This window comes from Amycolatopsis palatopharyngis (assembly GCF_003385185.1).
Taxonomy (GTDB): Bacteria; Actinomycetota; Actinomycetes; order Mycobacteriales; family Pseudonocardiaceae; genus Amycolatopsis; species Amycolatopsis palatopharyngis.
Genome location: NZ_PQHZ01000008.1, coordinates 85,991 through 112,587 on the forward strand (window position 1 = coordinate 85,991; position 26,597 = coordinate 112,587).

At 68.4% G+C, this 26,597-nt stretch carries 30 protein-coding genes; 18 read left to right on the forward strand and 12 right to left on the reverse strand.

What is annotated here, in order from left to right:
• Positions 1 to 2 precede the first annotated feature (2 nt).
• Positions 3 to 386, forward strand: coding sequence for a hypothetical protein (locus D0C15_RS08485; RefSeq protein WP_162829959.1), 384 nt, complete (start codon positions 3 to 5; stop codon positions 384 to 386).
• A 70-nt stretch (positions 387 to 456) separates the two neighbouring features.
• Positions 457 to 1,986, forward strand: coding sequence for an alkaline phosphatase D family protein (locus D0C15_RS08490; protein ID WP_116042540.1), 1,530 nt, complete (start codon positions 457 to 459; stop codon positions 1,984 to 1,986).
• A 175-nt stretch (positions 1,987 to 2,161) separates the two neighbouring features.
• Here the strand turns inward: D0C15_RS08490 and D0C15_RS08495 are convergent, their stop codons facing one another.
• On the reverse strand, positions 2,162 to 2,722 hold the full coding sequence (locus D0C15_RS08495; RefSeq protein WP_162829955.1) for a serine/threonine protein kinase: 561 nt from the start codon (positions 2,720 to 2,722) through the stop codon (positions 2,162 to 2,164).
• A 161-nt stretch (positions 2,723 to 2,883) separates the two neighbouring features.
• Between D0C15_RS08495 and D0C15_RS08500 the strand changes: the two genes are divergently transcribed.
• Entirely contained in the window at positions 2,884 to 4,305 is a 1,422-nt protein-coding gene (locus tag D0C15_RS08500; protein WP_116042545.1) for a hypothetical protein, read from the forward strand.
• A gap of 18 nt (positions 4,306 to 4,323) precedes the next feature.
• On the opposite strand, the gene D0C15_RS08505 is transcribed toward D0C15_RS08500, so the two are convergent.
• Positions 4,324 to 5,469 carry a CapA family protein gene (locus tag D0C15_RS08505; RefSeq protein ID WP_245975646.1) on the reverse strand — a complete coding sequence of 382 codons (1,146 nt, stop codon included), beginning with the start codon at positions 5,467 to 5,469 and terminating at the stop codon, positions 4,324 to 4,326.
• A gap of 120 nt (positions 5,470 to 5,589) precedes the next feature.
• Here D0C15_RS08505 and D0C15_RS08510 point away from each other — a divergent pair, with 120 nt between their 5' ends.
• Positions 5,590 to 6,084, forward strand: coding sequence for a DUF309 domain-containing protein (locus tag D0C15_RS08510; RefSeq protein ID WP_116042550.1), 495 nt, complete (start codon positions 5,590 to 5,592; stop codon positions 6,082 to 6,084).
• Positions 6,085 to 6,171: 87 nt separating this feature from the next.
• A complete protein-coding gene (locus tag D0C15_RS08515) occupies positions 6,172 to 6,591 on the forward strand; it encodes a nitroreductase family deazaflavin-dependent oxidoreductase (RefSeq protein ID WP_245975647.1) in 420 nt (139 codons plus the stop codon).
• 76 nt (positions 6,592 to 6,667) lie between these two features.
• Here the strand turns inward: D0C15_RS08515 and D0C15_RS08520 are convergent, their stop codons facing one another.
• Positions 6,668 to 7,150 (reverse strand): hypothetical protein, encoded by a 483-nt coding sequence (locus tag D0C15_RS08520; protein ID WP_116042554.1) that lies wholly within the window; start codon positions 7,148 to 7,150, stop codon positions 6,668 to 6,670.
• A 116-nt stretch (positions 7,151 to 7,266) separates the two neighbouring features.
• Positions 7,267 to 7,884 (reverse strand): TetR/AcrR family transcriptional regulator, encoded by a 618-nt coding sequence (locus D0C15_RS08525; protein WP_245975648.1) that lies wholly within the window; start codon positions 7,882 to 7,884, stop codon positions 7,267 to 7,269.
• Positions 7,885 to 8,039: 155 nt separating this feature from the next.
• Here D0C15_RS08525 and D0C15_RS08530 point away from each other — a divergent pair, with 155 nt between their 5' ends.
• Positions 8,040 to 8,633 carry a TetR/AcrR family transcriptional regulator gene (locus D0C15_RS08530; RefSeq protein WP_245975649.1) on the forward strand — a complete coding sequence of 198 codons (594 nt, stop codon included), beginning with the start codon at positions 8,040 to 8,042 and terminating at the stop codon, positions 8,631 to 8,633.
• A gap of 130 nt (positions 8,634 to 8,763) precedes the next feature.
• Positions 8,764 to 10,659 (forward strand): hypothetical protein, encoded by a 1,896-nt coding sequence (locus tag D0C15_RS08535; protein ID WP_116042559.1) that lies wholly within the window; start codon positions 8,764 to 8,766, stop codon positions 10,657 to 10,659.
• Here the strand turns inward: D0C15_RS08535 and D0C15_RS08540 are convergent.
• Positions 10,649 to 10,846 (reverse strand): hypothetical protein, encoded by a 198-nt coding sequence (locus tag D0C15_RS08540; protein ID WP_116042562.1) that lies wholly within the window; start codon positions 10,844 to 10,846, stop codon positions 10,649 to 10,651. The two genes, D0C15_RS08535 and D0C15_RS08540, sit on opposite strands and share 11 nt — an antisense overlap.
• A gap of 105 nt (positions 10,847 to 10,951) precedes the next feature.
• Positions 10,952 to 11,647: a helix-turn-helix transcriptional regulator gene (locus D0C15_RS08545; protein ID WP_116042563.1), complete on the reverse strand. Its 696-nt coding sequence runs from the start codon at positions 11,645 to 11,647 to the stop codon at positions 10,952 to 10,954.
• Positions 11,648 to 11,732: 85 nt separating this feature from the next.
• On the opposite strand from D0C15_RS08545, the gene D0C15_RS08550 reads away from it, so the two are divergent.
• The 3 genes from D0C15_RS08550 (at position 11,733) to D0C15_RS08560 (ending at position 14,072) form a co-directional block, all read left to right on the forward strand.
• Entirely contained in the window at positions 11,733 to 12,170 is a 438-nt protein-coding gene (locus tag D0C15_RS08550) for a hypothetical protein (RefSeq protein ID WP_245975650.1), read from the forward strand.
• A 97-nt stretch (positions 12,171 to 12,267) separates the two neighbouring features.
• The gene (gene folE / locus D0C15_RS08555) at positions 12,268 to 12,840 is read left to right on the forward strand and encodes a GTP cyclohydrolase I FolE (RefSeq protein WP_425455371.1); all 573 of its coding nucleotides are present in this window, start codon (positions 12,268 to 12,270) and stop codon (positions 12,838 to 12,840) included.
• On the forward strand, positions 12,837 to 14,072 hold the full coding sequence (locus tag D0C15_RS08560; RefSeq protein ID WP_116042567.1) for an NAD(P)/FAD-dependent oxidoreductase: 1,236 nt from the start codon (positions 12,837 to 12,839) through the stop codon (positions 14,070 to 14,072). The genes folE and D0C15_RS08560 overlap by 4 nt, the downstream gene beginning before the upstream one ends.
• Positions 14,073 to 14,087: 15 nt before the next feature.
• Here the strand turns inward: D0C15_RS08560 and D0C15_RS08565 are convergent, their stop codons facing one another.
• Positions 14,088 to 15,110, reverse strand: a complete 1,023-nt coding sequence (locus D0C15_RS08565; protein ID WP_116042569.1) for a TerC/Alx family metal homeostasis membrane protein — start codon at positions 15,108 to 15,110, stop codon at positions 14,088 to 14,090.
• A gap of 91 nt (positions 15,111 to 15,201) precedes the next feature.
• Between D0C15_RS08565 and D0C15_RS08570 the strand changes: the two genes are divergently transcribed.
• Together D0C15_RS08570 and D0C15_RS08575 are read left to right on the forward strand one after the other, a co-directional pair.
• A complete protein-coding gene (locus D0C15_RS08570; RefSeq protein WP_162829960.1) occupies positions 15,202 to 15,717 on the forward strand; it encodes a hypothetical protein in 516 nt (171 codons plus the stop codon).
• 115 nt (positions 15,718 to 15,832) lie between these two features.
• The gene (locus D0C15_RS08575; protein ID WP_116042573.1) at positions 15,833 to 16,306 is read left to right on the forward strand and encodes a hypothetical protein; all 474 of its coding nucleotides are present in this window, start codon (positions 15,833 to 15,835) and stop codon (positions 16,304 to 16,306) included.
• Between the two features lie 7 nt (positions 16,307 to 16,313).
• Here D0C15_RS08575 and dprE2 read toward each other — a convergent pair whose 3' ends face one another.
• Positions 16,314 to 17,057 (reverse strand): decaprenylphospho-beta-D-erythro-pentofuranosid-2-ulose 2-reductase, encoded by a 744-nt coding sequence (gene dprE2 / locus D0C15_RS08580; RefSeq protein ID WP_116042787.1) that lies wholly within the window; start codon positions 17,055 to 17,057, stop codon positions 16,314 to 16,316.
• A gap of 188 nt (positions 17,058 to 17,245) precedes the next feature.
• Here dprE2 and D0C15_RS08585 point away from each other — a divergent pair, with 188 nt between their 5' ends.
• The 3 genes from D0C15_RS08585 to D0C15_RS08595 all read left to right on the forward strand — a co-directional run bounded on the left by D0C15_RS08585 (position 17,246) and on the right by D0C15_RS08595 (position 21,067).
• Positions 17,246 to 19,513, forward strand: coding sequence for a patatin-like phospholipase family protein (locus D0C15_RS08585; RefSeq protein ID WP_245975651.1), 2,268 nt, complete (start codon positions 17,246 to 17,248; stop codon positions 19,511 to 19,513).
• Positions 19,514 to 19,590: 77 nt separating this feature from the next.
• Positions 19,591 to 20,481, forward strand: coding sequence for a hypothetical protein (locus D0C15_RS08590; RefSeq protein ID WP_116042575.1), 891 nt, complete (start codon positions 19,591 to 19,593; stop codon positions 20,479 to 20,481).
• A 388-nt stretch (positions 20,482 to 20,869) separates the two neighbouring features.
• Positions 20,870 to 21,067: a hypothetical protein gene (locus tag D0C15_RS08595; protein ID WP_162829961.1), complete on the forward strand. Its 198-nt coding sequence runs from the start codon at positions 20,870 to 20,872 to the stop codon at positions 21,065 to 21,067.
• A 9-nt stretch (positions 21,068 to 21,076) separates the two neighbouring features.
• On the opposite strand, the gene D0C15_RS08600 is transcribed toward D0C15_RS08595, so the two are convergent.
• On the reverse strand, positions 21,077 to 21,694 hold the full coding sequence (locus tag D0C15_RS08600) for a hypothetical protein (protein ID WP_162829962.1): 618 nt from the start codon (positions 21,692 to 21,694) through the stop codon (positions 21,077 to 21,079).
• A gap of 274 nt (positions 21,695 to 21,968) precedes the next feature.
• Here D0C15_RS08600 and D0C15_RS08605 point away from each other — a divergent pair, with 274 nt between their 5' ends.
• Positions 21,969 to 22,784 carry a hypothetical protein gene (locus D0C15_RS08605; RefSeq protein WP_116042583.1) on the forward strand — a complete coding sequence of 272 codons (816 nt, stop codon included), beginning with the start codon at positions 21,969 to 21,971 and terminating at the stop codon, positions 22,782 to 22,784.
• Here D0C15_RS08605 and D0C15_RS08610 read toward each other — a convergent pair.
• Positions 22,781 to 23,596 (reverse strand): SAM-dependent methyltransferase, encoded by an 816-nt coding sequence (locus D0C15_RS08610; protein WP_116042585.1) that lies wholly within the window; start codon positions 23,594 to 23,596, stop codon positions 22,781 to 22,783. The two genes, D0C15_RS08605 and D0C15_RS08610, sit on opposite strands and share 4 nt — an antisense overlap.
• 5 nt (positions 23,597 to 23,601) lie before the next feature.
• On the reverse strand, positions 23,602 to 24,609 hold the full coding sequence (locus D0C15_RS08615; protein WP_245975652.1) for an EamA family transporter: 1,008 nt from the start codon (positions 24,607 to 24,609) through the stop codon (positions 23,602 to 23,604).
• Positions 24,610 to 24,678: 69 nt separating this feature from the next.
• Between D0C15_RS08615 and D0C15_RS08620 the strand changes: the two genes are divergently transcribed.
• Both D0C15_RS08620 and D0C15_RS08625 read left to right on the forward strand, forming a co-directional pair.
• Positions 24,679 to 25,566: a LysR family transcriptional regulator gene (locus tag D0C15_RS08620; RefSeq protein ID WP_116042590.1), complete on the forward strand. Its 888-nt coding sequence runs from the start codon at positions 24,679 to 24,681 to the stop codon at positions 25,564 to 25,566.
• 103 nt (positions 25,567 to 25,669) lie between these two features.
• Complete coding sequence (locus D0C15_RS08625; protein ID WP_116042592.1) at positions 25,670 to 26,059, forward strand: hypothetical protein; 390 nt, start codon at positions 25,670 to 25,672, stop codon at positions 26,057 to 26,059.
• A 17-nt stretch (positions 26,060 to 26,076) separates the two neighbouring features.
• Here D0C15_RS08625 and soxR read toward each other — a convergent pair whose 3' ends face one another.
• The gene (gene soxR / locus D0C15_RS08630; protein ID WP_116042792.1) at positions 26,077 to 26,541 is read right to left on the reverse strand and encodes a redox-sensitive transcriptional activator SoxR; all 465 of its coding nucleotides are present in this window, start codon (positions 26,539 to 26,541) and stop codon (positions 26,077 to 26,079) included.
• Positions 26,542 to 26,597 lie beyond the last annotated feature (56 nt).

Consider the following 26,597-nt stretch of genomic DNA (forward strand, 5'->3'; position numbering starts at 1 on the left):
TCATGTTCACCTTGCGCAGACTGTCCTTCATCGCACTCGCCGCCACTACGATGACCGTCACCGCCGCAACTCCCGCACTCGCCGACAGTTCCAGGTGCACGTCCGGCAGCGCCTGCTCCGGACGGGTTACTTTCCAGTCGTACGGCGAGGTTTTCAAGGTCTACGACCAGAAGGCCGATGGGCATTCGGCAGTACTGCTGTATTGGCTGCCGGACGGTTCCGGCCCACACCGCGTCTGGAACCCGAACGGTAACGGCTCCTCGGTGACGGCGAATCTCGAGTTCCCGGAAGGCGACTGGGTGACCTACCGAGCCTGCCTGGGGGAACACGGCCCCAAGGAGATTCTGGAATCCACCTGCGGTGCCCCCATCACTGATTACGCGTGAGTGTGCGCATGAGTGGACAACGCGAAAGTGACGAACGCCCGGACACCGCCCGCTCACCTGAGGAGATCTCATGCCCACAGTGAATAGAAGACTGTTCCTGGTCACCGGACTGGCCGGCGCCGCGGCAGGCGGCGCTTTGGTCGTCCCCGGGCTCGCGGCGGCCGGCGCGGGCACCGCGGCCCTGCGCTACCCGTTCCACCTGGGGGTCGCGTCCGGCGATCCACGCCCGGACCGGGTCGTGCTCTGGACCAGGCTGGCTCAGGCTCCGCTCGATCTCGACGGCGGCATGGGCACACAGAACGTGCCGGTTGACTGGCAACTCGCCACCGACGAGGCGTTCACCGACATCGTCGCTTCGGGTACGGAGACCGCCGTTCCCGCGGAGGGGCACAGCGTGCACGCCGAGCCCGGCGGGTTGACCCCGGGGGCGCACTACTTCTACCGGTTCAGGACCGGCACGCACGTCTCCCCCGTCGGCCGCACCAGAACCGCACCAGCGGAAGGCAGCACTCCCGCGAGCCTCAGCTTCGCCTTCGCCTCCTGCGCCCACTTCGAGGAGGGCTGGTACCACGCGTTCCGGCACCTCGCCAAGGGCGATCCCGATGTCGTGCTCTTCCTCGGCGACTACATGTACGAGAACAACTCCGGGCACAGCGACGTCGTCCGGGGATACCTCGACCTCGACGAGGTCGACAAGCTGGACGAGCACCGGTTGCGGTACGCGCAGCACAAGCTCGACCCGGATCTGCAAGAGGCGCACGCCACGGCCCCATGGCTGGCGGTGTTCGACGACCACGAGCTGGAGAACAACTGGTGGGGGGTCGACTTCGACCAGCAGTACCGCAAGCAGAACGCGTTCCAGGCGTTCTGGGAGAACATGCCGCTGCCCCGTTCGATGAAGCCGGTGAACTCCGCGATTCCGTTGTATCGCACGATCACCTGGGGCACCCTCGCCCGCTTCCACATGATGGACACCCGGCAGTACCGCTGGAAGCAGGCGCCGAACAACAACAACACCAACTGCACGGAACTGCGGCGCACGGACCGCACGCTGACCGGCAGCGCACAGGAACGATGGTTGCTGGATTCGCTGACCTCACGCACATCGGGCTGGGACTTCCTCGGCCAGCAGGTGTTCTTCGCCCAACGAGACGGCGACGGCAGGGCGAGCACCTGTGACGTCAGCGAGGACGCCTGGGACGGTTACCCGGCGAACCGGGACCGGATCGTGCAGGGCTGGATCGACCGCAAGGTTCGCAACCCGGTGGTACTGACCGGGGACGTGCACCGGCACTGGGCCTGCGACCTGCGCAGGAACTACAACGACCACGACGCGCCGTTCGTGGGCACCGAACTGGTCACCACCTCGATCACCTCACGGGGCAGCACCACTCCGCCCGCGTACCCCGAACGCAACCCACACGTGCACTACGTCGGCCATCAGCGAGGCTTCGTGCGCGCCAGGGTCACTCCGCAGCAGCTGACGGCCGAGTTCATGGGCGTGTCCTCGGTGCTCGTGCGGGATCCAGCGAAATCGACCCTGTCGGTGGTGAAACGGTTCCACGTCGAGGACGGGAGGCCGGGCCTGCAGCCGGGCTGAGGCAGGCCGTCGAGGACCGGTGGATTGCGCGGTCATCGTGCTCCGTGGAACTCGGCCGACGAAGTCCCGCTATCGAGGCGGCAGGGCGTCAACCAGCAGAACCGGACAGTGCATAAGAGTCAGAGCCCTGGCGACTCGATCGCGGACCCGAGTTCACAGACAAACACTGAGGCCGTCAGCAGAAGAGCGGGAACCAGCAATAGTCGTCGTCATCGTCCGGCGGCCTCGTGGTCGTGGCCGGCGGCGGCGGATTGCTCGAGCGCGTTTCCGACGGCTCGCCGGTGGGGGCCGGCGGGTCGTCTCGCGCGCTGCTGGAATCACCGGTCGGTGTCGGAACCGAACTGGTGGCACTGGTCGAACTTGTCGTGTCGGTCGGCGTTGACGACTCACTCGTGTCGGCGGCGTCGTCCGTGGCGGACACGCTCACCGTGGACCGCTCGCTGGACGTTCCGGCCACCGTCGCGGTGAGGGCCACCGATCCCGGCAGCCCGCCCCCGGTCGGCGTTCCCGGCACCTCGATGAGGTTGGTCTCCTCCGGCCAGAGCGCCTGGGGCTCCCCTTCCGGTGCCGGCCGGACGAGCACGGCGGCGATACCGCAACCGAGCACCACCGCACCCATGACGGCGAGCACGCGGAGGCGGGAGCCCGGTCGTGGCGGTGCGTGCTCGTCCCAGCCCTCGCGTTCGAGGAGCTGAGCCACGGACACCTCGTCGTCCACCAGGAGACCTTTCAACACGCCGGCGCGGTAGGGGGCATTTCTACCCCAATGTCATTGATCGCTCGCCAACAACCCCGGAACCGGGCGAGTCACCGTGTTCGAGCAGATACTCACGGTCACAAATTTTTCCCTCGGCCGCGGACTCACATCCGCTACGGTGAGCCGCACGGAGGTGCGCAATGCCGCTGCTGTCGAATCGCCGCCCGCGCGCGGTTATGGGGCTGGTACTGGGTTTGACGCTCATCGGCGGTGGCGTCCTTGCGGCACCGGTCTCGGGAGCAGACCCGGCTCATCCCGCCGTACGCGGCGAGGACGGCACCGCGCGCGACAAACCGCCAGGCGATCAGCCGCTGCCCGGCTACACGGTGAACAACCCGGCGCTGCCGCCCACGGAAGTCGGTGGCGAACCGACCACCGTGTTGCAAGGCATCCACGAACACGCCGCCTACACCGTCGAGGTGCCGCCGAACTGGAACGGCGAACTGGCGATGTGGGCGCACGGCTACCGCGGCAACAGCGGTGTCCTGACAGTGGACCCACCCGCGTACGGGCTACGGCAGCGGTTACTGGACCAGGGATTCGCCTGGGCCGCCTCGTCGTACTACGCCAACGGCTACGACGTACGGGCCGGGGTCACGAGTACCCGTGATCTCGCGCGGCACTTCCGCACGCTGGTCGGCAAACCGGAACGGGTGTTCGTGGCCGGAGTTTCCATGGGCGGGCACGTGATCGGGCGGTCGCTGGAGCAGTACCCCGGCTTCTACGCGGGCGCGCTGCCGATGTGCGGCGTGCTCGGGGACCACGAACTGTTCGACTTCCTGCTCGACTACCAACTCCTGGCCCAGGATCTGGCTGACGTGCCCGCCTATCCGGTGCCGGAGGACTACCTCGAGTCCGCCGTCCCGCTGATCCAGGAGAAGTTGGGCATGACCGAACTCGCGCCAGGCGGTCCGGACACCCTCAACGAACTCGGGGCACAGCTGCGCGCCATCACCCTGGAACACACGGGTGGTCCCCGCCCAGGCGACGCCGCGTCGTTCGCGTTCTGGAAGGACTTCCTCTTCGGCCTCGGTGTGCCCTCCGGTCTGGAAGGGCTCGCCGCGAACCCTGGTGACGTGGCGACCAACGTCGGCACGAGGTACGAGCCGAACACCCCGGTGGACGTCAACGCCTCCGTACAACGGGTCCGGCCGGAAAACGTCCGCGCCAGGCACTCGCCGCTGCTGACCGAGGTACCCCGGATCTCGGGCAGGCCCACCGTTCCAGTGCTCACGCTGCACGGCCTCGGCGACCTGTTCGTGCCGTTCTCGATGGAGCAGGCGTACCGGGAGGACGCGAGTAAGCACCACAGGACACGGCTGCTCGCCCAGCGCGCCATCCGCACGGTGAACCATTGCGAGTTCTCGCCGGCCGAGGCCGGGGCGGCATGGGACGACCTGGTTCGCTGGGCCGACACGGGAGAACGGGCCGAGGGCGACGTCGTGCACGACCGCTCTGTGGTCGCGCAGCCGGATTACGGCTGCCGGTTCAGTGACGCGGCCGCCTACGACAACCCCGCTCCCGGCAGCACACGCCGGCTTTTCACCGCCTGTCCCGCCTGATCAGATCGAGGCCAGCGCTCAGCGGCCCGCCCTGCTGAGCCCGTTGCTCGCGCCGTCGCGGCTGAGCACCACCTCGTCGATCCGATCGAGCGCCTCGGTCCGTCGCGCGGCGGGTACGTCCGCGCCCGGCTCGCCACTGAGATCGGCGAGCCGGATCGGCGGGCCGAGGTCGATCAGCGTCGGAACGTACTCGGCCCGCTCGACCGACCAGCCGTCCGCGGAGCGGGTGAAGCGGAACCGCGCCGCTATGCCCTCCTCGGTGACGCCCCTTGGTTCGGAGTGCTTCGCGACGCTGTTGCCGAGACCGTAGGCGACCCACTCGCCGTCGATTCGCTCGATCGGCTGCACGACGTGCGCGTGGTGACCGAGAATCAGGTCGATCGCGTCCGAACCCAGCAGTCGCGCGGCGAGGTCCTGCTGCTCCGCAGTCGGCTCGTGCTGGTACTCGGTACCCCAGTGCAGGCTCGCGATCACCACCTCGGCGCCCGCCTCCCGCGTCGCCTCCGCCGCGCTGAGGACGGCCTCGGCGTCCAGCGGATTGGACATCCAGGGCTTGCCCTCGGGTAGTTCATAGCCGTTGAAGCCGAAGGTGAACGACACCTGCCCGACCTTGACCCCGTTCACGTCGAGCACCAGCGGAGTCTGGGCCTCCTCCTCGCTGCGCGCCGATCCCGTGTGCCGGATTCCGGCCCCGTCCAGGGTGTCCAGTGTCCGCGCCACCCCGTCCTCCCCCTGGTCAAGGGTGTGGTTGGAGGCCGTGGAACAGCTGTCGTAGCCGGTGTCCGCGAGCGCGTCGGCGACCTGGGGCGGAGCGTTGAACGAGGGGTAGCCGCTGTAGTCACCGCCCTGTTCGGCGAGGGGTACCTCGAGATGGCAGATAGCCAGGTCCGCGTCCGACACAGCGGGTTCGAGCCCGGCGAACAACGGCCGGTAATCGATGTCGCCCTGCCCCGCGTCCTGTTCGGCCTGCTCGGTCAGCGCAGGGTGGATCAGCACGTCGCCCGTGGCCAGGACGGTGAACGAGTCCGCGGGGCCGGCGCTCTCCGTCGGCACGGCCGGTGGCTCCGACCACGACCGCGGCCCTGCTCCGGTTTCGGTGGAGTTGCCGGTGCAGGCAGTCAGGACGACCGCTACGCCAAGAACCGCGGGAAGGATTCGCCGCACCTGATCTCCTATCCGTACGTGCTCAGATGACCGCCGACCGACACGATCGGGGTCATCCTGCACCATCGGTCTGCCCTCGGTGGCACCGCCGCTTCCCCTGCACCGTGGCACCATCGAGGGGTGAGCACGCAACGGGACCGAGACGACGAGGGACGCGCGCGCAACGCCCGTCCGCGCGATGGCCTCGGCAGGCCGCTGCCCTACGGAGCCGAGGGCGTCGAGCGGCAGCCGGAAGGTGTCGAGCGCAGCCCGCAGGAGACCGTGCGCGAGGCACAGCACCTGCTCGATGAGGGCATGCCGTTCCACGCGCACGAGGTGTTCGAGGACGCATGGAAGACCGGGCCGCCCGAGGAGGAAGGACTGTGGCGGGGTATGGCCCAGCTCGCGGTCGGGGTGACCCATGCGGGCAGGGGAAACCTCACCGGTGCCGCATCATTGCTACGCAGGGGCGCGGAGAACATCGCGGCGTACCAGGACCCGCACGAGCTCGACATCGGCGGCATCCGTCGCTGGGCCGAGGACCTGGCGGTGGATCTGGAAAAGGGGACCGAAAGCCGCGAGCCCGCATCGCTCGCCCCGCGGCTACGAGGCGAGCACGGGCCGGCCGGCCGGTAACGCGAAACCGACGACCGAGAAGGGACAGGAGTGCGAATCCTCGGGCAGAAGCCGCAGCCGAAGGGGCTGACGAGGTTTCTCTTCAGGTTGCCCATTCGCCTCTACCGTGTCGGTCTCGGCTGGCTGCTCGGCGGCCGTTTCCTGCTGCTGCACCACCGCGGCAGGGTGTCCGGCAAGACCCGGCAGGTGGTGCTCGAGGTGGTGCACCACGACAGCGCGGCGAAAACCTATACCGTCGCCTCCGGCTTCGGCGCCAAAGCCGATTGGTACCGCAACCTGCTCGCGCATCCCGAGGTGCGGGTGCAGGTCGGCAACCGGAACAAGACGGCGACGGCGATGCCGCTGCCCACCGAAGAGGGTGCCGACGTGCTGGTCCGGTATGCGGCCAGGCACTCCCGGGCGGCGAAGGCGCTGTGCCGATACATGGGATTCGAGGTCGACGGCAGCGCGGCCGATTTCGCGGAAGCGGGCAGGCATATTCCCTTCGTCCGGCTCGTCACCCACTGACCTTCACCGTCGATGAACCCGACGAACCCCTGCGCTCCCACAGCTGGGGAGGCAGGGGTCGCTGCCAGGCGAGGCCTTAGTGCAGAGTCAGCGAAGCGTCGGCGTCCAGCGGGTTCGGGCAACCGAAACCACCACTGGCCAGCGGAATGCTGACGCTGGCCGTGTAGTGCCTGGTCGTTCCGTCGCGCTGGCCCACGACATCGTTGGCCTGGTAACGACACTCCACCCCGAGCTGCGTGAGGGTGACGTCCAGGAGGTCGACCGTCGCGGTGCCGTTGTCATCGTCGAAGGTGGCCGTCGGGTCGTTGTTCAGGGTGGCTTCGACGCCACCGGTGCAGCTGAGGTTGCCACCGGGGGCGTTGATGGTCGTGCGGTCGACGGTCAGCGTGTTGGGCGGGTTGTCACTGGTGCTTCCGTCGGTCCAGCTGCAGGTTTCACCGTTCGCGGTGATCGACCCGTCGATCTTCGAGTGGTCGGCGAGCGCCGGGCCGGTTCCCAGCGCCGCGACGGTGAGCGCACCGGCGAGAATTCCGATGATCTTCGAAGACAACCGAGACATCGTCTACCTCCATCTGTCGGCATTACCGGCGGGTACACCCGGCGGCCCAAAGAGATAAACACGCGTGTTTCTAAACGTCAACGGTCAGTTCCTGGTCATGACTCTGAGTGACACCGCTAGCTGTCGGACGTTGGCGTCTCGACGAACGGAGCCAGCGTCAGCACCCTGAGGCGGAGGGTGTCGATCTCCGCGCCCCTGGCGAACTCGCGAACCACCACCTGAAAGAACAGTCCGATAACGAACTCGACATGCGTTCTGCCCGCGGGCGAACACCGTCCCGGTTGCTCGAACAGCGACACCAGCGCCCGCTTGAACGCACTCACCTTCGCCAGCAGAACGGGGTCGTAAGCCTGTCGTGGTATCACGAAAAGTAGTCGGGCCATCTCTGGCCGTGCCGCCATCCAGCTCACCGCGGCGTCGGCCATCCGCAGGAACCGCTCATGGCAGTCACGCCACGCGGGATAAGCGAGCTCGCAGGCCGCCCGGCATTCGTCGGCGGCTTCGTCGAGCGCGGCGGCGCCGCACGCCGCCACGCTTGGGTAGTGTGCGAAGAACGCCGAAACGGCCATCCCGGCGGTGTCGGCGACCGCGGTAGGAGTGAGATCGTGCCACGACCGGTTCACGAGTGTCGCCCGCAGAGCGGCACGCAGGCGCAGGCACGCCGGGCAGTCCTGGACGCAGCCCGACGCCGCGGCGCTGTCACACCGACGAGGTGTTCCTGTGTCGGAGGCCACAGTCGTACAGTAACCGTAACTTTACGGTGAGCAAAGAGCGAACCGGAGGCGAAGTGGGGGATCGGGAGCGCGCAGCGCAGCAGCTGCCCCCTGGCCGACACGGCCTGCCTCGCGATTATGTCGAGGGGAACCAACGCGGGCGGATCCTGTCCGCGGTGGCGCAGGTGGCGGCCGAGACCGGATACGGCGAACTGACCGTCGAGGCGGTCATCTCCAGAGCCGGCATCTCCCGCCGCACCTTCTACCAGCACTTCAGCAAGAAGGAAGACGCCTTCCTCGCCGCATACGACTCGTTCGCCGCCTTGGTACTGCAGCGGGTCGAGCAGGCGCAGCGATCCTCCGAGACGGAGCTGTCCGGGCTGGCCGAGGCCACCCTCCGGGCGGTCCTCGAACTACTCGCGGAACATCCCGCCGAAGCACATATGCTCGTCGTCGAGGTGCTCGCGGCCGGGCCGAAGGCGATCGAGCGCCGCAACGCCTCACTTCGCCTGATCATCGGTCTCGTCCATGAGACCACCTGCGCCATCGCCAAATCGCAGGGAGCGCCACAGTCTCCCGAAATCACGGCCGAGACGGTCGTGGGCGGGCTGGTCGAGGTGGTCTACAGCAGAATTCAACGCGGGGAGGCAGCACGGCTGCCCGAACTACTTCCCGACCTGGTCTACTGCGCGCTCCTGCCCTATGTCGGACCGGCGACGGCGGCAGCCGAGCACCAGCGGCTCGCGGCGCGGTATGCCGGGCGAACCTAGAGGACGACAGCGAAGAGCGGCCACCGCAGGGCGACTCGGGTTTGTGTTACTTCCAGTAAGTGTTACCTTAAGTAGCAGGTAACGAGACTCTGATGCGCGGACGCATCGAGCAACCCGGAAGGCAACCGAGATGACGCTGTCCCAGGCGCCCGCCGGAGGTGCCGCTGTCGACCAGATCCTGATCGCGATGGCGATGTTCTTCGGGATCTTCCTGCCGGTGGCGGTCTTCGTCATTCGCGAAAGGGGCGGCAGGCGCACGCTGATCGGCAGACTCGCCGACCTGGTCGCCCGCTGGACCGGACTGCCACGGTGGGCCGGGCTGCCGATGGGCACCGCGATGCTCTCCGGGGTCGCCGCCCTGATCGGCGTGTACTGGGACGTACCGACCCATATGGAACTGGGTCGCGACGAGGGGCCGCTGGCGAACCCATCGCACTACCCCATCTACTTCGGGCTGATGGGCATCTTCGCCACCGGCGTACTGAGCGCGGCACTGGCGAAGGGCAAGCTGCCGGTCCGCACCTTCCCCATCGGCCCGTACTGGCGCGCCCCGATGGGCAGCATCCTGATCATGGCCACCGGCCTGGTGGCCGTGGTCGGATTCCCCCTCGACGACGTATGGCACCGGCTGTTCGGTCAGGACGTCACCGAGTGGGGCCCCACACACGTGCTGATGATCGGCGGCGGGATCACCGTGGTCATCGGGCTGCAGCTGCTGCTGGCCGAAGCCAGGCAGGTCGGCGCTACCGGGCGGCTGGTGCGCTGGCTGGACCCGATCCTCGCGGGTGCCTGGATGATGGGCGCGTCCGCGTTCCTGATGGAGTTCGACCTCGGAGTGCCCCAGTTCCCGATGCTGGCCCAGGTGGTGCTGGTCGGGCTGATCGCGGGCTGGACCCTGGTGTACGCCAGAGCCAAGTTCGGCCCTGGCGCCACGTTGATCGTGCTCGCGGTCTTCCTGCTCTCCCGCGCGCTGTACGCGGGTATTCCGCTCGCGCTGGACTTCCATGTGGCATCGATGCTGCCCTACGTCGCCGAAGCGGCGCTGGTGGAGATCGCAGCGCTCGTCCTGCGTGGACGGACAGCCAAACCCGTGTTCGCCCTGCTGTCCGGTGCACTGATCGGCACCGCGGGGATGGCCGCCGAATGGGCGTTCAGCCAGTGGCTGATGCCCTACCCGTGGCCTGCCGCGATGCTGCCCGCCATCATCTTGTTCGGCACACTCGCCGGAGTTTCCGGCGCTCTCATCGGGTTCTGGCAGTTCCAGCGCACCGAGGACATCGCCATCCGTCGCAAGCAGGACCCGCGACCCGCGGATTCGGCCGGGCGACGCTTTCGCGCCCGCCACGCGTTCGGCCTGGCCGGCGCGCTGGGCGCGGTCGGGCTCATGGCGGTGGTGGTACCACCCGAGGATCCGCCTTCCGGCCTGCGCGCCGACATCGCACTGAGCCCCAGCGCCGAGACCCTGCCCATCTCCCACGCTCCGAGGGGATCCGGCGCACAGGACGAGCCGAGGTGGGCCGACGTCACGATCACCCTCGATCGCGCCGAGGACATCGCCGTCGCGGAGAACTCGGTTTGGTTCCGCGCACTCGCCTGGCAGGGCGGGGACTTCTTCCACTCGCCGATGCGCCAGTTGAGCCCCGGTGTCTACACCACGACCCAGCCGCTACCGGTCTTCGGGGAATGGAAGAGCGGGATCCGCCTGCATGGCTCGACCAACGCGCTGGTCGACCGGACGATGACGATCCTGCCGGTCTACGCTCCGGAGGATCCCGAGGCCTCGGCTCCGCTAATCGCGGCCGTCCCCGGCGAACGGGAGTTCATCAGCGAGATCTCCTTCCTGCAGCGGGAGCGCAAGGAGGACACCCCCGCAATCCTTTGGACGGTCGCCTACGTCGCCGTCGGTGGCATCTTCGGCGCGTCGTGGTGCCTCTATGCCTGGCTTTACGCCGCGGCGGCTGCGGGTACCGGCCGGCGCGGCCGCCCCGCACGACGGACCGCGCCGGAATCCGTGCTCACGCCTTGATCACCACACGCACCCTCCTCGGCCCGGTCACCGTGACCGGCACCTGCCTGGCATCGGGTCGCGGCACCGTCGAGAAGTGCCAGTTGTCGACGCCACCGCCGATGATCTCGGCGTAGCGCTCGGCCGCGTCCCGGTTGGCGAACCGGATCTGCTGACTGTTCAGCTTGTGGGTGATCTTGCAGGCCACGCGCACCCCTCCTCAGGTCTGGGCCGGCCCCGGTCTTCCCCGCCGGAGCCGGCCCAGCAATTAGAACATACGTTCGATCACCTGTCCTGCCGGTCCCCCGGAGTGTCAGTCCGAAACCGGCTTGAGTTGCACGCAGCAATGGTCAGGCAGCGGGTCGAGGTCCGCACGCAGAGAAACCACGCCGAGGCCGTCGAGTAGTCCACCGAGCAGGCTGAGGTTCATCCCGCAGACGAGTTCGGTGTGCTGTTTCGCCAATCGGTGGAAGGGACAGTTGCCGAGCAGCACCCGATCGTCCGGTGTCCGCGGCTCGAACCCCTGCGACTCAAGGGCGTGGAGCACGATGTCGGTGTTCTCGGTTCCTTCCGGTGCGTCTCGCGCACAGTCGCGACCCATCTCCTCACCGACCACGCGTGCGCGCCGGTCGAGTTCCGCCCTTGCCGACCGATCGGAACCGTCCGCCGCCTCGATGGCCGTCGCGAGCAGATGCCCGGCCAGGTCGTAATGCCGCTCCGGAAGCGACACCGCGACCTGCCGGGCGGAGCGGTAGTACAGCTTCGAAGGGCGACCCGCACCCGGTCCCGAACGCCCACTGCGCCGCTCGTGCCGGACGTCCAGCAACCCTTCCTCGACCAGCCGGTCGAGATGGAAGGCGACGGTGGCCCGCGCGAGCCCGACCGCGCCTGCGACGTCGTCGCGGCCCACCGCCCCGGGCTGACGGGTCACGTAGTCGTAGAGCCGCCTGCGCGTCGGCTCATCCAGTGCCGCGACCGCCGCGACGTGCGTACCAAGACGATCGTCCATGTCCACATTCTAAAACAAACACCAGTTGACGAAACAGGAACGGAGTTTCTATAGTCAGCTAACGTTAATTTTAGAAGGAGCGATCATGAGTGTCTCGCGTTCGAGGACCGGCCGAGGATTCGCCGAACACATGCGAAGCGACGCCGGCTACCAGGCATTCCTGCTGCTGCGGACCGCCTTTACCGTGGCGCCCATCGTTTTCGGGCTGGACAAGTTCACCAACCTGCTCGCGGACTGGCCCCGCTATCTCGCCCCGTGGATCGACGGGCTGGTTCCAGGCACGGCACAGCAGGCGATGTACATCGTCGGCGTGGTGGAGATAGTCGCGGGCATCACGGTGGCCCTCATCCCGCGTTTCGGCGGCTGGCTCGTCGCGGCCTGGCTCGGCGGGATCATCCTGAACCTGCTGACCATTCCCGGCTTCTACGACATCGCGCTGCGAGATTTCGGTCTGCTGGTCGCCGCCATCGCGCTCGCTCGGCTGGCCGCCAGGTACAGCTCGCCCCTGCCCGGCCGATCCTGATCACCCCACCCGAGGCGGAGGCCCGATGAGCGTTCCGGACATCGACCACATCAACCACATCGGCCCGGCGGTGGCCGAGGCTGGAAACCTGCGGATCATGCGGGATCGCGGTGAACCTGACCTCGCTGCGGCGGAGCGGGCCGTCGCGGATCTGCTGCGGGCGTTCGGCAAGGACCCCGAGTCGGAACATCTGGCCGAAACACCGAGACGAGTCGCCCTGTCCTACGCCGAACTGCTGCGGCCACCCGAGTTCCGGTTGACGACCTTTCCCAATGATGAGGGGTACGACGAACTGGTCCTCGCCAAAGGGATTCCGGTGCAGTCGCTGTGCGAGCACCACCTGCTTCCGTTCAGTGGAGTAGCGCATATCGGTTACCTGCCGGGGGAACGGATCCTGGGGCTGTCCAAACTGGCTCGCGTGCTCGAGTTGTTCGCACGCGATCTGCAGGTGCAGGAAAGACTGACCCAGCAGGTGGCCGACTGGTTGCAACACCACCTGAATCCTCAGGGGGTCGGCGTGGTGATCGAGGCGGAACACCTCTGCATGTCACTGCGCGGCGTACGGGCCTCCGGGGCACGCACCGTGACTTCGGCCCTCCACGGCTCGCTGCGCCGAAACGCCGGTTCGAGGCAGGAATTCTTCGCACTGGCCGGAAGGATGACACCATGAGCGGGGAACAGATACTCGTCATCGTCGGAGCCGGACTCGCCGGAGCGAAGGCGGCCGAGACCCTGCGAACGACGGGCTTCTCCGGCCGGATCGTGCTGGCCGGCGCCGAGCCGGAGCCGCCGTACGAGCGGCCGCCGCTGTCCAAGGAGTATCTGCTCGGTGCCACCGAGCGCGCCAAACTCTCGGTCCACGACGAGACGTGGTACGCCGAGAACTCGGTGGAACTGCTGTCCGGCAGGCGAGTCACCGCGGTTGATCGCACCAGCCATGAGGTGGAACTCGATGAAGGCGGCCGGATCACCTACTCGAAACTGCTGCTGACAACCGGCTCGAGACCGCGCCGGTTGTCCCTGCCCGGCGCGGACCTGGCCGGCGTGTACCACCTGCGCACGGCCATGGACTCGGATCGGCTACGGGAAGCGCTCGTGCGCGGCGGCCGATTGGTCGTGGCCGGTGCGGGCTGGATCGGGCTGGAGGTCGCTGCCGCGGCCCGGCAGTACGGCTGCGAGGTGACGGTCGTCGAACCGATGCCGACCCCGCTGCATGCCGCACTCGGCACCGAGATCGGCGGGTACTTCGCGGAACTGCACCGGAAACACGGCGTCACGATCAAAACGGGCCGGACGGTGACGGCAATCGAGGGCACAGGGCACATTGCCGCCGTGGGGACCGATGACGGCGCGGTGATCGCGGCGGACCTGCTGGTCGTCGGCATCGGTGCGCGACCGCGCGACGAACTGGCGCGACAGTCCGGACTGCCGGTCGAGAACGGCGTCGTTGTCGACAAGTCGTTGCGTACCGCCGACGTCGACGTCTTCGCGGCAGGAGACGTCGCGAACGCCTACCACCCGTTGTACGGCGAGCATCTGCGCGTGGAGCACTGGGCGAACGCCCTGCACGGCGGTGCCGCCGCCGCAAAGGCCATGCTCGGCGAGGACATCGTCTACGACCGCCTGCCGTACTTCTTCACCGATCAGTACGACGCGGGGATGGAGTTCACCGGAGTGGTGCGGCCGCGGGGGTTCGACACGCTGGTCACCCGCGGCGACCCGGCCGAAGGAGCGTTCCACGCCTTCTGGCTGGCGGGCGAGCGTGTGGTGGCCGGCATGCACGTCAACCGCTGGAACGAGGGCATCGCCGCCGTCCAGAACATGATCCGCGGGCGAATCGCCGTCGACCCGGTCCGGCTCGCCGACACCTCGGTCCCGCTCGCCGAACAGGAGGCGGCCTGACCGCTCGTCCCCGAGTCAACCGCGGGGCGGGTCGCTGTCCGCGTCACCGGTCCTGTCGCGATGGCCCCGCAACGAGCCGGGGTGCGCCTTGACCGAGGGATCGGCCCGGCTCTTGAGCAGGCTCGCGACGGTGACGACGGCGAGCACCACGACGACAACGGCGAGGCTGACCGGTGTGGGGATCTCCGGGACGCGCTCGTCGATGTCGACGTGGGCCCAGTGCAGCAGCAGCTTGACACCGATGAACGCCAGGATCAGGGCGAGCCCGGCGGAGAGATAGACGAGTCGCTCGAGCAGCCCCTTGACCAGAAAGAACAACGCGCGCAGCCCGAGCAGGGCGAAGGCGTTCGCGGTGAAGACGATGTACGCCTCCTCCGTGACCCCGAAGACCGCGGGAATGGAGTCCAGCGCGAACAGCAGATCCACGCTGCCGATCGCCAGCAGCACGATGAACAGCGGGGTGACCAGGCGGCGACCGTCCACCCTGGCGACGAGTTTGCCGCCAACGTATTCGTCGCTCACCGGCAACACGCGGCGCGCCGCCCTGACCACGGCGTTGTCCTCGACGTCCGGGTCCTCGTCGCGGTGGCGGAAGAGCTGCACGGCCGTGTAGATCAGCAACAGTCCGAAGAGCAGGAACGTGAAGGAGAACAACGCCAGCAGTGCGGCGCCGACGGCGATGAAGATCGCGCGCATGAGCAGCGCGAGGATGATGCCGAAGGTCAGCACCTTGTGCTGGTGTTCCACGGGAACGGCGAAGGTCGTCATGATGATGACGAACACGAACAGATTGTCGACCGAGAGGCTCTTCTCGATGAGGTAGCCGGCGAAGTACTCGGTACCGAACTCCCCTCCGTGCTGGAGGGTGAACCACACCCCGAAACCGATGGCGACGAGGACGTAGAACACCGACCACGCCGTCGCCTCACCGAACCCGACCCGGTGCGGTCGTGCCGCCGCGAGGACGAGGTCCACCGCGAGCAGCGCGACGATGAGGCCGATGGTGACGATCCACGTCACCGCACCGACGTCCAGCATCCTGCCTCCGCTTCGGTTGCCTGCCCGATCATCCTGTTCCACGGACCGCTACCCCACCACTCGGCAGGGCGCTGCCGGAGGAAACCGGCGGATGGCACAATCGAGTGTCTGCGTCCGCAGACCGAGGGAGGGAGCGCGCCCCGTGCAGCGCATCGCATTGGCCTCCCTGTCCGTGCTCGCCGTCGCGCTGGCCGCGGTGACCGTCTCCTCCAGCCCGCCCACGGAATCCCTTGCCACGCAAGGCAAACCTGCCGAGTTACCGGCTCGGCCGCAGCCGCAGAAGGCGGCCGTGCACCACATCAAGGTGACGGTGTCCGGGCCGCAGGACACGGTCATGCGGGTCTCGAGGGCGGGTGCGCAGACCGAGGTGGAACTGCGAGGCGAGCCATTCGAGTTCGAGTTCACCGAGCAACTCACACACGTCGGCAGCCTCGGCATCACCGTCAGCGCCATCAGTGCTATCAGCGCCATCGGTGCCGACGCCGCCACCGAGCCGCTGCGGTGCGCCATCACTGTCGACGGCAGACCGGTGGCCACGGACGCGCGGACCAGCCCCGGCGAGGACGGGACCGCCCGCGTCCACTGCATGATCCCGCTCGACGTCTGAGCAGGAAGCACCCTCCGTCACCCAGGTCGCGGCTCTCACCTTCTCAGGTGGTCGTGCGACATCGATAGGGTCCGTTAACTCCGTTCGCCGAGGTCCGGCATGTTGCACTGCGATCATGGACACCACAGCACAGCACCGAATCCGGCGTTCACTGGTCGCGCTGGCGGCGGGGTGCGCACTCGTTGCCACCGCACCGGGCGCGGCTGTCGCCGCACAGGAAAGCACTGGCAATGCCGGTACCAGCACCCACTCGACGGCGGGCAAAAAGCAGGTCAAGGTCAACGCCAAACTCGCCAAGGGCAAGGTCAAGGTCAACGAGAAGGTCAAGCTCAAGGGCAAGCTCGACGTGGAGGCACCGCTGCGGGCAGCGGGTACCGCCGACGCGTCGTCACTCGAACCGCTCGTGGTGCAGCAGCTCGTCGCGGGCGCGTGGGTGAACCTCACCTCGACCTCGTGCAGGCCGAACGGTAGCTACCAGCTCCGGTTGAGCTTCCGGGTCCGCGCCGAGGTCACTCTCCGCGTCTACCACCCGGAGACCACGCTCTACGCCGCGGCGAGCTCGAGCCTGGTCAGCCTGCTGGTGATCTGACCGGCGCTCAGCGAGGGAGCCTGCGCCAGAGGGGCCTCGGCAACAACCGCAGCACCGCGAAAACCGGGCGCAGTACCCGGGGCACCCACACCTCGCCCCGGCCGCGGCGCAGGGCGGTGATCGCGGCGTCGGCGACCTGCTCCGGGGTGCTGGAGAACGGCGCAGGCTCCATTCCCTCGGTCATCCGGCCGATCACGAAACCCGGCCGCACGAGCAGCAGACGTACACCGCTGCCCGCCAGCGCGTCGGCGAGCCCGCTGGCGAAACCGTCCAGGCCCGCCTTCGCCGAACCGTAGACGTAATTCGCCCTGCGCACCCGCACCCCGGCGACCGAGGAGAACACGACCAGCCTGCCAGTGCCCTGTGCGCGCAGCAGATTCGTCAGGTGGGTCAGCACACTCACCTGTGCCACGTAGTCGGTGTGCACCACGGCGACGGCGTGCGCGGCTTCGGTCTCGGCGCGTTGCTGGTCCCCGAGAATCCCGAAGGCCACGAGCACGGTGTCCAGCTGGCCGTGCCGCGCGACGACCTCGTCGAGCACCTCGCGGTGGCAGGACAGGTCGTCGGCGTCGAACTCCACCGTGTCCACGGTCGCGGCGCCCGCCTCGGCCAGCCGCTCCCGCTCCGCGTCCAGCTCGTCGCTGCGACGGGCCGCCAGCACCACTGTCGTGGCTCCTTCCGCGACAAGGCGCTCCGCCAGTGCCAGGCCGATCTCACTGCGGCCGCCGAGTACCAGGAGAGTCCCGTTCATCCCGCGCAGTCTGCCGTCTCGGAGCCTGCCGGAGAACTCGGGTCCGAGTCCCACCGATCACCGGCACCTCGCGGTCCGAGGTTCTCGCTACGCCCTGTCGGTGAACCGCACCGAAACCACCCCCGGCAGTGCTCCGCGAGTAGTAGCGTCTGGTCGCCGTACTCCCGCTCCGACTTCCGGAGGCACCGGTGGCGAACAGCACCGACCCGATCGGCGAGATCGCCGAACTCGATCTGGAGAACCCCGAGCACTACACCGCCCACCGTGGCGAGGAGTGGGTGCGCTGGTCCCCGAGCGAGGCCGACGCGCGTGTCACCGAAGAGGCCGGTGAGTACCTGCGGTTCGTCGACTCCTCCTGCGATCTGACCATGCGCGGCGGGACCACCAGCGGAGTGATCTATCCGCTCGCGGTCTGTTCACTGGCCCGCCGGTACGTTTTCCGCTCGGTGGGTGGCGCCTCCGCGGGCGCGATCGCGGCCTCCGCGACGGCTGCCGCTGAGTACGGGCGGTTCGCCAAGCAGCCCGCCGAGGTGCCCGATGGATCGGTCCGTCCGGGTTTCGCCGGGCTGGCCGGGCTGATCAGGTGGATGGTCTCCGGTACCGGAACCGCGCGCTGGCGGCTGGTGCAACTGTTCCAGCCGAACACGGCACTGAGCCGCATCTTCCGGGTGCTCGTCGCCCTCATGCAGTCACCGAGCACCACCGGGCGCAACCGGCTCTTCTGTGTACTCGCCGCGCTGCTCACAGCGGTGAGCAGGGTCGCGGGGGCGGTGCTGACCCTGCTGTTCCTCGGCTGGCTCACAGCGCCCTTCGCCGTGGCGATGGCGATGTCCCCGGCCGGGGCTGGCGGGCTACATCCGCTCTGGGCCGTACTCGCGGCGGTGGCCTCGGTGGCCGGCGCGGGCTGGCTGCTGCGCGTATCGGCAGGCTGGTTCGGACTGGGCTGGACAGTGCTCGCCGTGCCGCTCACCGTCGGCGTGCTCACCCTGCTGGTGCATGGGACGAACACGGATCCGGCCACCGTGGCGGGGTGGAGTGCGGCAATCGCCGCCGTCATCACCTGCTGGCTGGTCAGCACGCTCGCCGTCGCTGCCGCGTTCGCCGTCATCTACGGCAGGGCCTGCGGGCCCGTACTCGCCGAGGCCGAACGGTTCCGGTTCGGGATCGTGCCCGGTGCCACCCCGTACCACCCGACCCCGGTCGACCGGCTGGCCGGCGTGCCCGCCTCGACCGGGGTTCCGCCGCTGGCGACGTGGCTCGCCGACCGGCTCGACGAGCTCGCCGAGCTCGACGGCGAACGGGCACTCACCTTCGGCGACCTGTGGCTCGGCCCGGACGCCGACCGCGACACCGAACGCGACCCGTCGGTACTGCGAAACCTGGCGGCAGGCAGTGGCGGCCGGGTGATCAACCTGGCGCTGATGACCACCGACCTCTCGGCGGGCCGTCCGTTCCGGCTCCCACTCGCCGCATGGGACGGGTCCGGCGATCGCTGGCAGTTCTGTCCTGAATGTCTGGACGGCATCGTCGGGGAACGGGTGATCCGGCAGCTGTCGACCGAGGGCAGGGCCGCGGACACGTGTTCCCGCCACCCGGAATGTCCGCTGCACTGGCTGCCCGAACCGTGGGACATGCCGGTGGTGCTCGCGGTACGGATGAGCCTGTCACTGCCGGGGCTGATCTGCCCGGTTCCCCTGCACCGGGGCGGCAGACCGCACTGGTTCAGCGACGGCGGGATCACCAGCAACTTCCCCATCCACTTCTTCGACGCGCTGTTGCCGCGCTGGCCGACGTTCGGGCTGAATCTGCATTCCGTCGACGGTGAGGTCGACGGGACCGAGGAGGTTTTCCTGCCACCGCAGAACTCTTCGGAACCCGCCGCGCCGTGGAGCCCGATCGGCGCCGGGGCGGCCGATTTCGCCGGCCGCATCCTGAACACGTTCCTCGGGTGGCGCGACACCATGCAATCGGCGCTGCCGGGATTCCGAGGGCGGATCGCCCACGTCCGGCAGGGGGACGGCGAAGGCGGGACGAACCTGTTCATGCCGCCCGAACTGATCGCCGAACTGGCCCTGCGCGGGTACCGCGCCGGTGAGCAGCTGAAGGTCCGGTTCAGCACGCCTGGCAAGGACGGTGAAGCACCCGGTTTCACCCAGACCGATCGTTACCGGTGGCTGCGGATGCGCCTTGCGCTGCGCGAGTACCGCGAGATCAGCACGCAGGCTGCCGCACGTGCGTCGCTGTACAAGGAGCGGGCGACGAAGTACCCGATCCCGGAGGCGCTCGCGGGCTGGTTCGCCGAGCCACACGACACCTGGCCGCGGCAGGAACCGCATGGTCCGGCCATCGAGAAGACATTCGACGAGCTCGGCGAGCTGGCGGACACCCACCTCGCCGAACCGTTCGACGGCACCGCTCCGGTGAATCCGGTCCTTCGTCTCACCCCGCCGGAGTAGCACCACTGCGGAGCGAATTCCCGTCGATGTCCGTTCTGTTCACGACGAGCCGCTGCCGGAAAGGCGACGATGGAGACATGATCGACCTCAACGCCGCAGCCAGGTTCATGACCACCCACGCACGACTGCTCGACCGCAGACGTTTCGACCTGCTCACCGGCAAAAACGGCCCCCAGGGCCCGCTCGCCGCACTCGCCGGATACCGCAACGACGACGGCGGCTACGGCAACGCGCTGGAGCCGGACCTGCGATCGGCTGGCAGTCAACCGGTGAGCGCGCTGCACGCCTTCGAGGTGTTCGAGGAGGTGGCGCCGGTCGCGAGCGAACACGCGGCGCACCTGTGCGACTGGCTCGCCTCCAGCACCCTCGCCGATGGCGGCCTGCCCTTCGCCCTGCCGGTCCCGGACCCGGCGGGTTGCGCGCCCTTCTTCGTCCAGGCGGATTCCCGCGTGTCCTCGCTGCACATGACCTGCATGCTCGCCGCGATCGCCCACCGGATCGGCAGGCACGACCCGGTGGTGCGGGAGCATCGCTGGCTGACCACGGCGACCGCGTACTCGCTGCAGCGGATCCGGGAACTCGAAGGACCTGGCCACGCACTGGAGTACCGGTTCGCACTGCAGTTCCTGGACGCCACCCACGACATCCTGCCCGGCGCCGACGCCGAACTGCACAGGCTCGGCGCATGGTTGCCGGAGTCCGGCATCCTGGCCGTCGAAGGCGGTACCGACGGTGAGGCCATGCGGCCACTGGATTTCGCGCCAGTGCCAGACCGCCCGCTGCGTGCCCTGTTCAGCGAATCCGCGATCCAGTCCGAACTGGACTCCCTGGAGTCCGCCCAGCAACCCGACGGCGGGTGGACGGTGGACTGGGATTCGCAGTCACCGGCGGGCGCCCTCGAATGGCGCGGCTGGGCCACCGTACGCGCCCTGACCATCCTCAAAGCCAACGCCCGCCCAACCCCCTAGCCCCGACTTGGCAGATCCAGTGCCCGACTTGGCAGATCCAGTGCCCGACTTGGCAGATCCAGTGCCCGACTTGGCAGATCCAGTGCCCGACTTGGCAGATCCAGGGCCCGAGTTGGCAGATCCGGGGCTCGAGCCGGCCTTCGGACTCGGCTCGGCAGGTCGAACACGAAGGGCTGATCTTCGTTCTCCAGGCCTGCGGAACTCCGAAATCCGTTGAGCGGGAAGGGGGCGGCAGAGAATACTCGGGGTAACGCCGATCCCGTGTCGGTCGATGTTTTCGGTACAGGGGCACGGGTAGCCAAGGGGCGTCCGCCTGCATTTCGTCGGCGCAGCCGGTGTCGATCGCAGGCGCGATCGTGCATGACGCTGAGTGAAGGGAGTGGCTGTCGTGACTAGGAACAGCCAGATGGCGAGGCAACGCTCGGTTGCGAACTCCAACTCGCGAGCGCAGACGTCGGTACTCAACCCAGGCTCCATCGATGACCCGCACGCCGGCCTCAACATTCCTGCTGGCCCCGCGGTCCCCGCTCCTCGGATCACCGAGGACGACGAGTTCGAGCCGACCATCGTGCGCGGACGCGAGTAGCGCGGGCCGCTACCAGTCCGGGACGCCTGGCATCTCGTTGGCCCGGCTCTCCCACTCTCCGAACCTGCGCTCGACGGCCTCACGGGCCCGCTCACGCGGGTCCGGCTCGGGAGCCGACGCCTCCGGTTCGGACCTGGGCTCCGGGGCACGTGGCCGCGTCGCATCGGGGGACCGCGGCCGCGCCTGCCGCGCCCCGGAAGATGCGGTAGGTACGGCCTTGCCGGCCGCAGTGTCCCTGGGATGGGCGACACCTTCGATGGTCACGACCGGGAGGGTTCTCGCTCCCTCGGGAGCCTCGGCGCCGTCGGCGATATCGCCCGGCGGTCGCCCAACACCCCCATCGTGATCGGTTACGAACCCACCGATCACGGCGAACACCGACAGCGTCACCACGGCCGCGCCACCCAGCGCGAGCCGTGTGCCAAAGCCCTCAGTGCCCCGGGCACCTCCGCGAGCCCCGGGACGACGATGCCGCGCACGACTCTCAGCAGCGGAAACCGCCGGCATCGGCATCGTGTCGTCCGGCTTCCTCGGCGGGGCCACCGTGCGCGCGCGGCCGACGAGTTCGGCAACCGTCACCGTCTCCTCCGAGGAGGACTCTCGCCTCCGCGGAGTCGTACGGGTCATCGGCAACCTCCGTCGCGGTGAATACCAGGCGCCCGATGGTATGGAGCGCCGGCTCCACTCGTAAAGCGTTGCCCACCAGGTGGCCGAACCTTCCGCCGGTTCCTGTCATGCGGGTGACAGGAACGCCACCACTACCCGTGCCCCCGACTACGCGGAGTGTCACCGCGCCCGTGACGTCAACCTCCCGAAGCCCGGTCGATCCCACTCCACCGCGCCCACTGGGTCACACTGAACAGATGAACGACCCAGTACGCCGAGCAGGTGGACAGGCCGCATGAGCATTCCCGGGGCCTTCGGTTCGTGGTTGCCGTGGCGGGAACTGGAAGGGCTGTTCACCGCGGGCCGGACACTGCTGCCCTCGATGCCGACCAGTCCCTCCGGCGTTCTGCAGACAGCGATCCGCACCGTGGGTGACCGCCTGGTGGGCAACCGCCTCACCGTGCGCGCCGCCGACACCGACCTGCGCATGACACTCGTCGAGCTCGACTGCCGGATCTCCTCGGTGGGTATCGGGCAGGCCGACGTCGGGGATCTGCGGCTGGTCGTCGAGGACGTCGAGAGCACCGAAGGCGGGCACATCCCCGTGCGGCGCGCGGTGATCGTCTGCCGGGACCTGCGGGTCAGGTCCATTCCGGTACCCACTCTCGCCACACAGGCCATCGAGTTGACGATCACTGTCGGTGGCGACGTCGTACGCGACCTCGTCACCCAGGCGCGCCCTGACGTACTCGCCGACGTCGGCGCCGACCGAATCCTGCGCCTGCGTTCCGCTCGCCGGCCCGGGTGGGGACACCTGCAGGTGGAGCCGTACATCGACGGGTCAAGAATCCTGTTGCGGCCGGTAGCCGCGCAGGTCTCCCGAGTCCGGGTTCCGCTGCCCACCCGCGTCCGGCCCATCCCGGTCGACGTGCCGGACCTGCCCCGTGGCCTGCGGCTCACCGGTATCGAGACCGGCCCGGGAAACCTCGTCCTGCGCGGGGTCACCGATCACTGGCGGGACCGGCTCGCCAGCATCCCGCTCAGCAGTCTGCTCGGCGCACTCACCTCGGCCGCGACCACACTGACGGTGCCCTGGCTCGGCGAGCCCTAACCGCCCGCCCTGGTGCGGCCGACGCCGCCGAGCATCCACGCCGCGGCACCACTGGTGTCCACAGTGTCCAGTGGTTCGGCCCGCCACTGGCTGGCGGGCACCAGGCCGGGCTCGACCAGTTCGAGGCCGTCGAAGAAGGACAGCACCTGTTTCCTGCTCCGCCGGGCATCACGCGGCCGCTTGAGGAAGCTGCGACAGAGCTCCTGCGCCTGACCGAGTTCCTCCGGCCCCTCGTCGGAGACGACGTGCGACAAGGCGATATGGCTACCCGGCACCACCGCGTCCCGGAACGCGGCGACGATGTCGAACGGGCGGTCCTCCTCGGAGAAGAAGTACAGAATCCCGACCAGCAACACCGCCACCGGCTGGTCGAAGTCGATGAGCTCGCGCAGCGCGGGATCGGCCAGCAACGTGGCGGGATCGCGTACGTCGGCGTCGATCACGACGGTGTGCGGGTTGTTCGCCAACAGCGCCCTGGCGTGCACGAGCACCACAGGGTCGTTGTCGACGTAGGCGACCCTGGTGTCCGGATGGATCTGCTGGGCGACCTCGTGCACGTTGTTCTGGGTCGGCAGCCCGGTTCCGAGATCCAGGAACTGCCTGACGCCGCGACCAGCGAGGTAGCGCACCACACGGCCGAGGAACGCGCGGTTGTCGCGGGCCATGGCCCGTGCCTCCGGCGCGACGCGCAGAAGTTGAGCGGCCAGTTCCCGATCACAGGCGAAGTTGTCCTCGCCGTCCAGGAAGTAATCGTAGATACGCGCGATGCTCGGCACACTCGTGTCGATCGCCACCGGTGCCCGCTCCCGCATTTGGGTCAGAGTACTGCCCCGTTCGGCGGAACGGCCGGCTGTCTGTGGTCCTCCGGATCTCGGGTACCCGAACCACTCGATCGAGCGGATCTGGACAGGCGCACGGCGCCGATGCTGGCGATGATCACCAGCGCCATACCGAGTCCCTCCAGCACGGACAGCGCCTGGCTCAACACCAGGAACCCGGCGAACGCGGCGATGGCAGGCTCGAGACTCATCAGCACGGCGAAGGTGGCCGCGGCGATCCGGCGCAGCGCGAGCAGTTCCAGCGTGTAGGGCAGCATCGAGGACAGTAATGCCACGGCGGCTCCCAGCCCGAGCGTCACGGGGTCCAGTAGCGCGGACCCGGCGCTTGCGATACCGAAGGGCAGACTCAGCACGGCGCCGATCGCCAAAGCGATGGCCAGTCCGTCCGCCTTGGGGAAATGGCGGCCGGTGCGGGCACTGAGCAGGATGTACAAGGCCCACAACACGCCAGCGGCGAGCGCGAACAGGACGCCCTCGACGTTGAGGCTGTCGAATCCACCCCGTCCGAGCAGGAACACCCCGGCGAGCGCGAGCGCGGCCCAGAAAAGGCTCGCCTTCCGGCGCGCTGCCAGCACCGAGAGGGTCAGCGGCCCCAGCACCTCCAGTGTCACGGCCGCACCGAGCGGGATCCGCTCGATCGCCTGGTAGAAGAGCGAGTTCAAGCCGGCAAGCGCAACACCGAACGTGGTGACCAGTGCCCAGTCGCCGGGGCTGTATCCGCGAATCCTCGGCCTGCAGATGAGCAGCATGACCACCGCGGCCAGCGCCAGACGCAGGAACACCACGCCCATCGCACCCGCCCTGGGGAAGAGCAGGGCGGCGATCGCGGCACCGAACTGCAGCGAAACCGCGCCGCCGAGCACGAGTGCGATCGAGCCGAGCTGGGAACCGTCGCCGCGACGCCTGACCGTCCGGCGTGCGGCGGCGGTACGCCAGGTGGAAGTCGGGGACGGGGCCAGCGGGGAGTCGAGTCGGACTGCGGTCACACCCTGCACGGTAGACATCGAAAAACAGCGCGTGAAATGCCGATTCGTTCCTTGTTATGCTTCGCGTGCATGGCCATTGAGCTGCGTCACTTCCGATGCTTCCTCGCGATCGCCGAGGAAGGCAATGTCACGCGCGCGGCCAACCGCCTGCACCTGACCCAGCCCGCCGTCTCGCGCACGCTACGGCAGCTGGAGCAGCGTCTCGGTGTGCGCCTGGTGGACCGCTCGACACACCATCTGCGACTCACCGAGGACGGCCTCGCGTTCCGCGACAAGGCCGCCACGGTGGTCGCCGCGGCGGAGGACGCCCTCGACGCGGGCAGGCTGCGCTCGTGGCCACTGCGTCTGGGCCACGCCTGGTCCGCGGCGGGATCCTTCACCGGCACCCTGCTACGACGCTGGGAGCGCGCCAACCCGGACACTCCGCTGGAACTGCTCCGGATCGACGGCCGTACGGCGGGGCTGACCACGGGACAGGTCGACGTCGCCCTGCTCAGGGGCACAGTGGACGCGCCCGGGCTGGTCGTGGAACCGCTGCTCACCGAGGCAAGGGTCGCGGCGATGCCCGCGGACAGCCCGCTGGCGGAGCGCGGCGAACTGACGCTGGCCGACTTCACCGACCAGACCGTGGCCGTCAACACCGTCTCCGGCGTCACCACCGTGCACCTGTGGCCTCCGCAGTCCCGGCCCGCCCGGACGGTCACGGTGGCCAACACAGACGACTGGCTCGCGGCCATCGCCGCCAACCGGGGGGTCGGGATCACCACCTCGGCGACAGCCGACCTGCACCGGTACCCCGGCGTTGTCTACCGGCCGGTGGCCGACGCCCCGGAGATCCCGGTCGTGCTCGCCTGGCGGCGGATGCCGGGGCACCCCGCGATTCCCACTCTTGTCACCCTGTTCCGCGACGTCGTCGCCGACACCGAAGCGGACAGGAAACCGGACAAGTTCTCGTGAAGGAGCGCTCGTTTCGCCGGCAACGTACTGATCGTGTTCAGTACCCGGGTGTGGGGCCGAAAATTCGTTCCTCCTCCGGCGCCGAGCGGTTCTAGAATGAGGCATGGCCGAACTCGACGGCTTTCCATTGACGAACCTGCTGCTCTACGCCGTGGTGGCAGTGGCACCCACGTTCGTGTTCTGGGTCGCGCTGTCCACCGCGGCAGTCGTTCGTCGCAGGCGCGGCAGCGCAGGCGTGCTGGAGCATCGGCCTATCCAGGATCTGGCCGCGGACCTACGCCGAGTGCACCGCATTCTCGCGGAGTTCGGTCCCGGCACTCCCGCCGCACGGCGCAAGGGGACTCGCCAGGCCTACGACGCGCTGCTCGTCCAGGCGTGCGCCGCCGTCGATGTTTCGCATGAGCTCACCGTCCTTCCGGAGGGCATCGACCGCGAGGTCGAGCGGCTGCGGGTGGAGGAAGCACTTCGTGGCGCGGGACTGGCCATCCCATGACGCACAACAGCCGCCGGTCATGACTCGCCAGGGCCGAGCAATCGCCGAGGCCCTGGCCCCTGCCTGCCGAGTTCGTCATGCGGGTTGACCAGCGCGCATCGGTCGAGTGACAGGCAACCACACCCGACGCAGTCGGTGAAGCTGTCCCTGATCTGCCGCAGGCTCCGGATTCGTGCGTCCACAGCGGACCGCCAGCGCCGGGAAAGCCGCTGCCAGTCCTTTCTGTTGGGAGAATGCCCTTCCGGCAGTTCAGCGAGCGCGTCTCTGACCTCCGCGAGCGGTATCCCGGCTCGCTGGGCGATTCTGATCAAGGCCACCCTGCGCAGGGTGTCGCGCCGATATCTTCGCTGGTTTCCCGGCGTTCGCCTGCTCTCGATGAGTTGCTGACGCTCGTAGAAGTGCAACGCCGATATCGCGACCCCACTACGCGCCGCCAACTGCCCAACGGTCAGTTCAGCCTGGTTCCACACGAGCTCGTCCACCACCGATCACCACCGCCTCGACGCCTCACCAGCAGAACGACGATATTCGACATTGC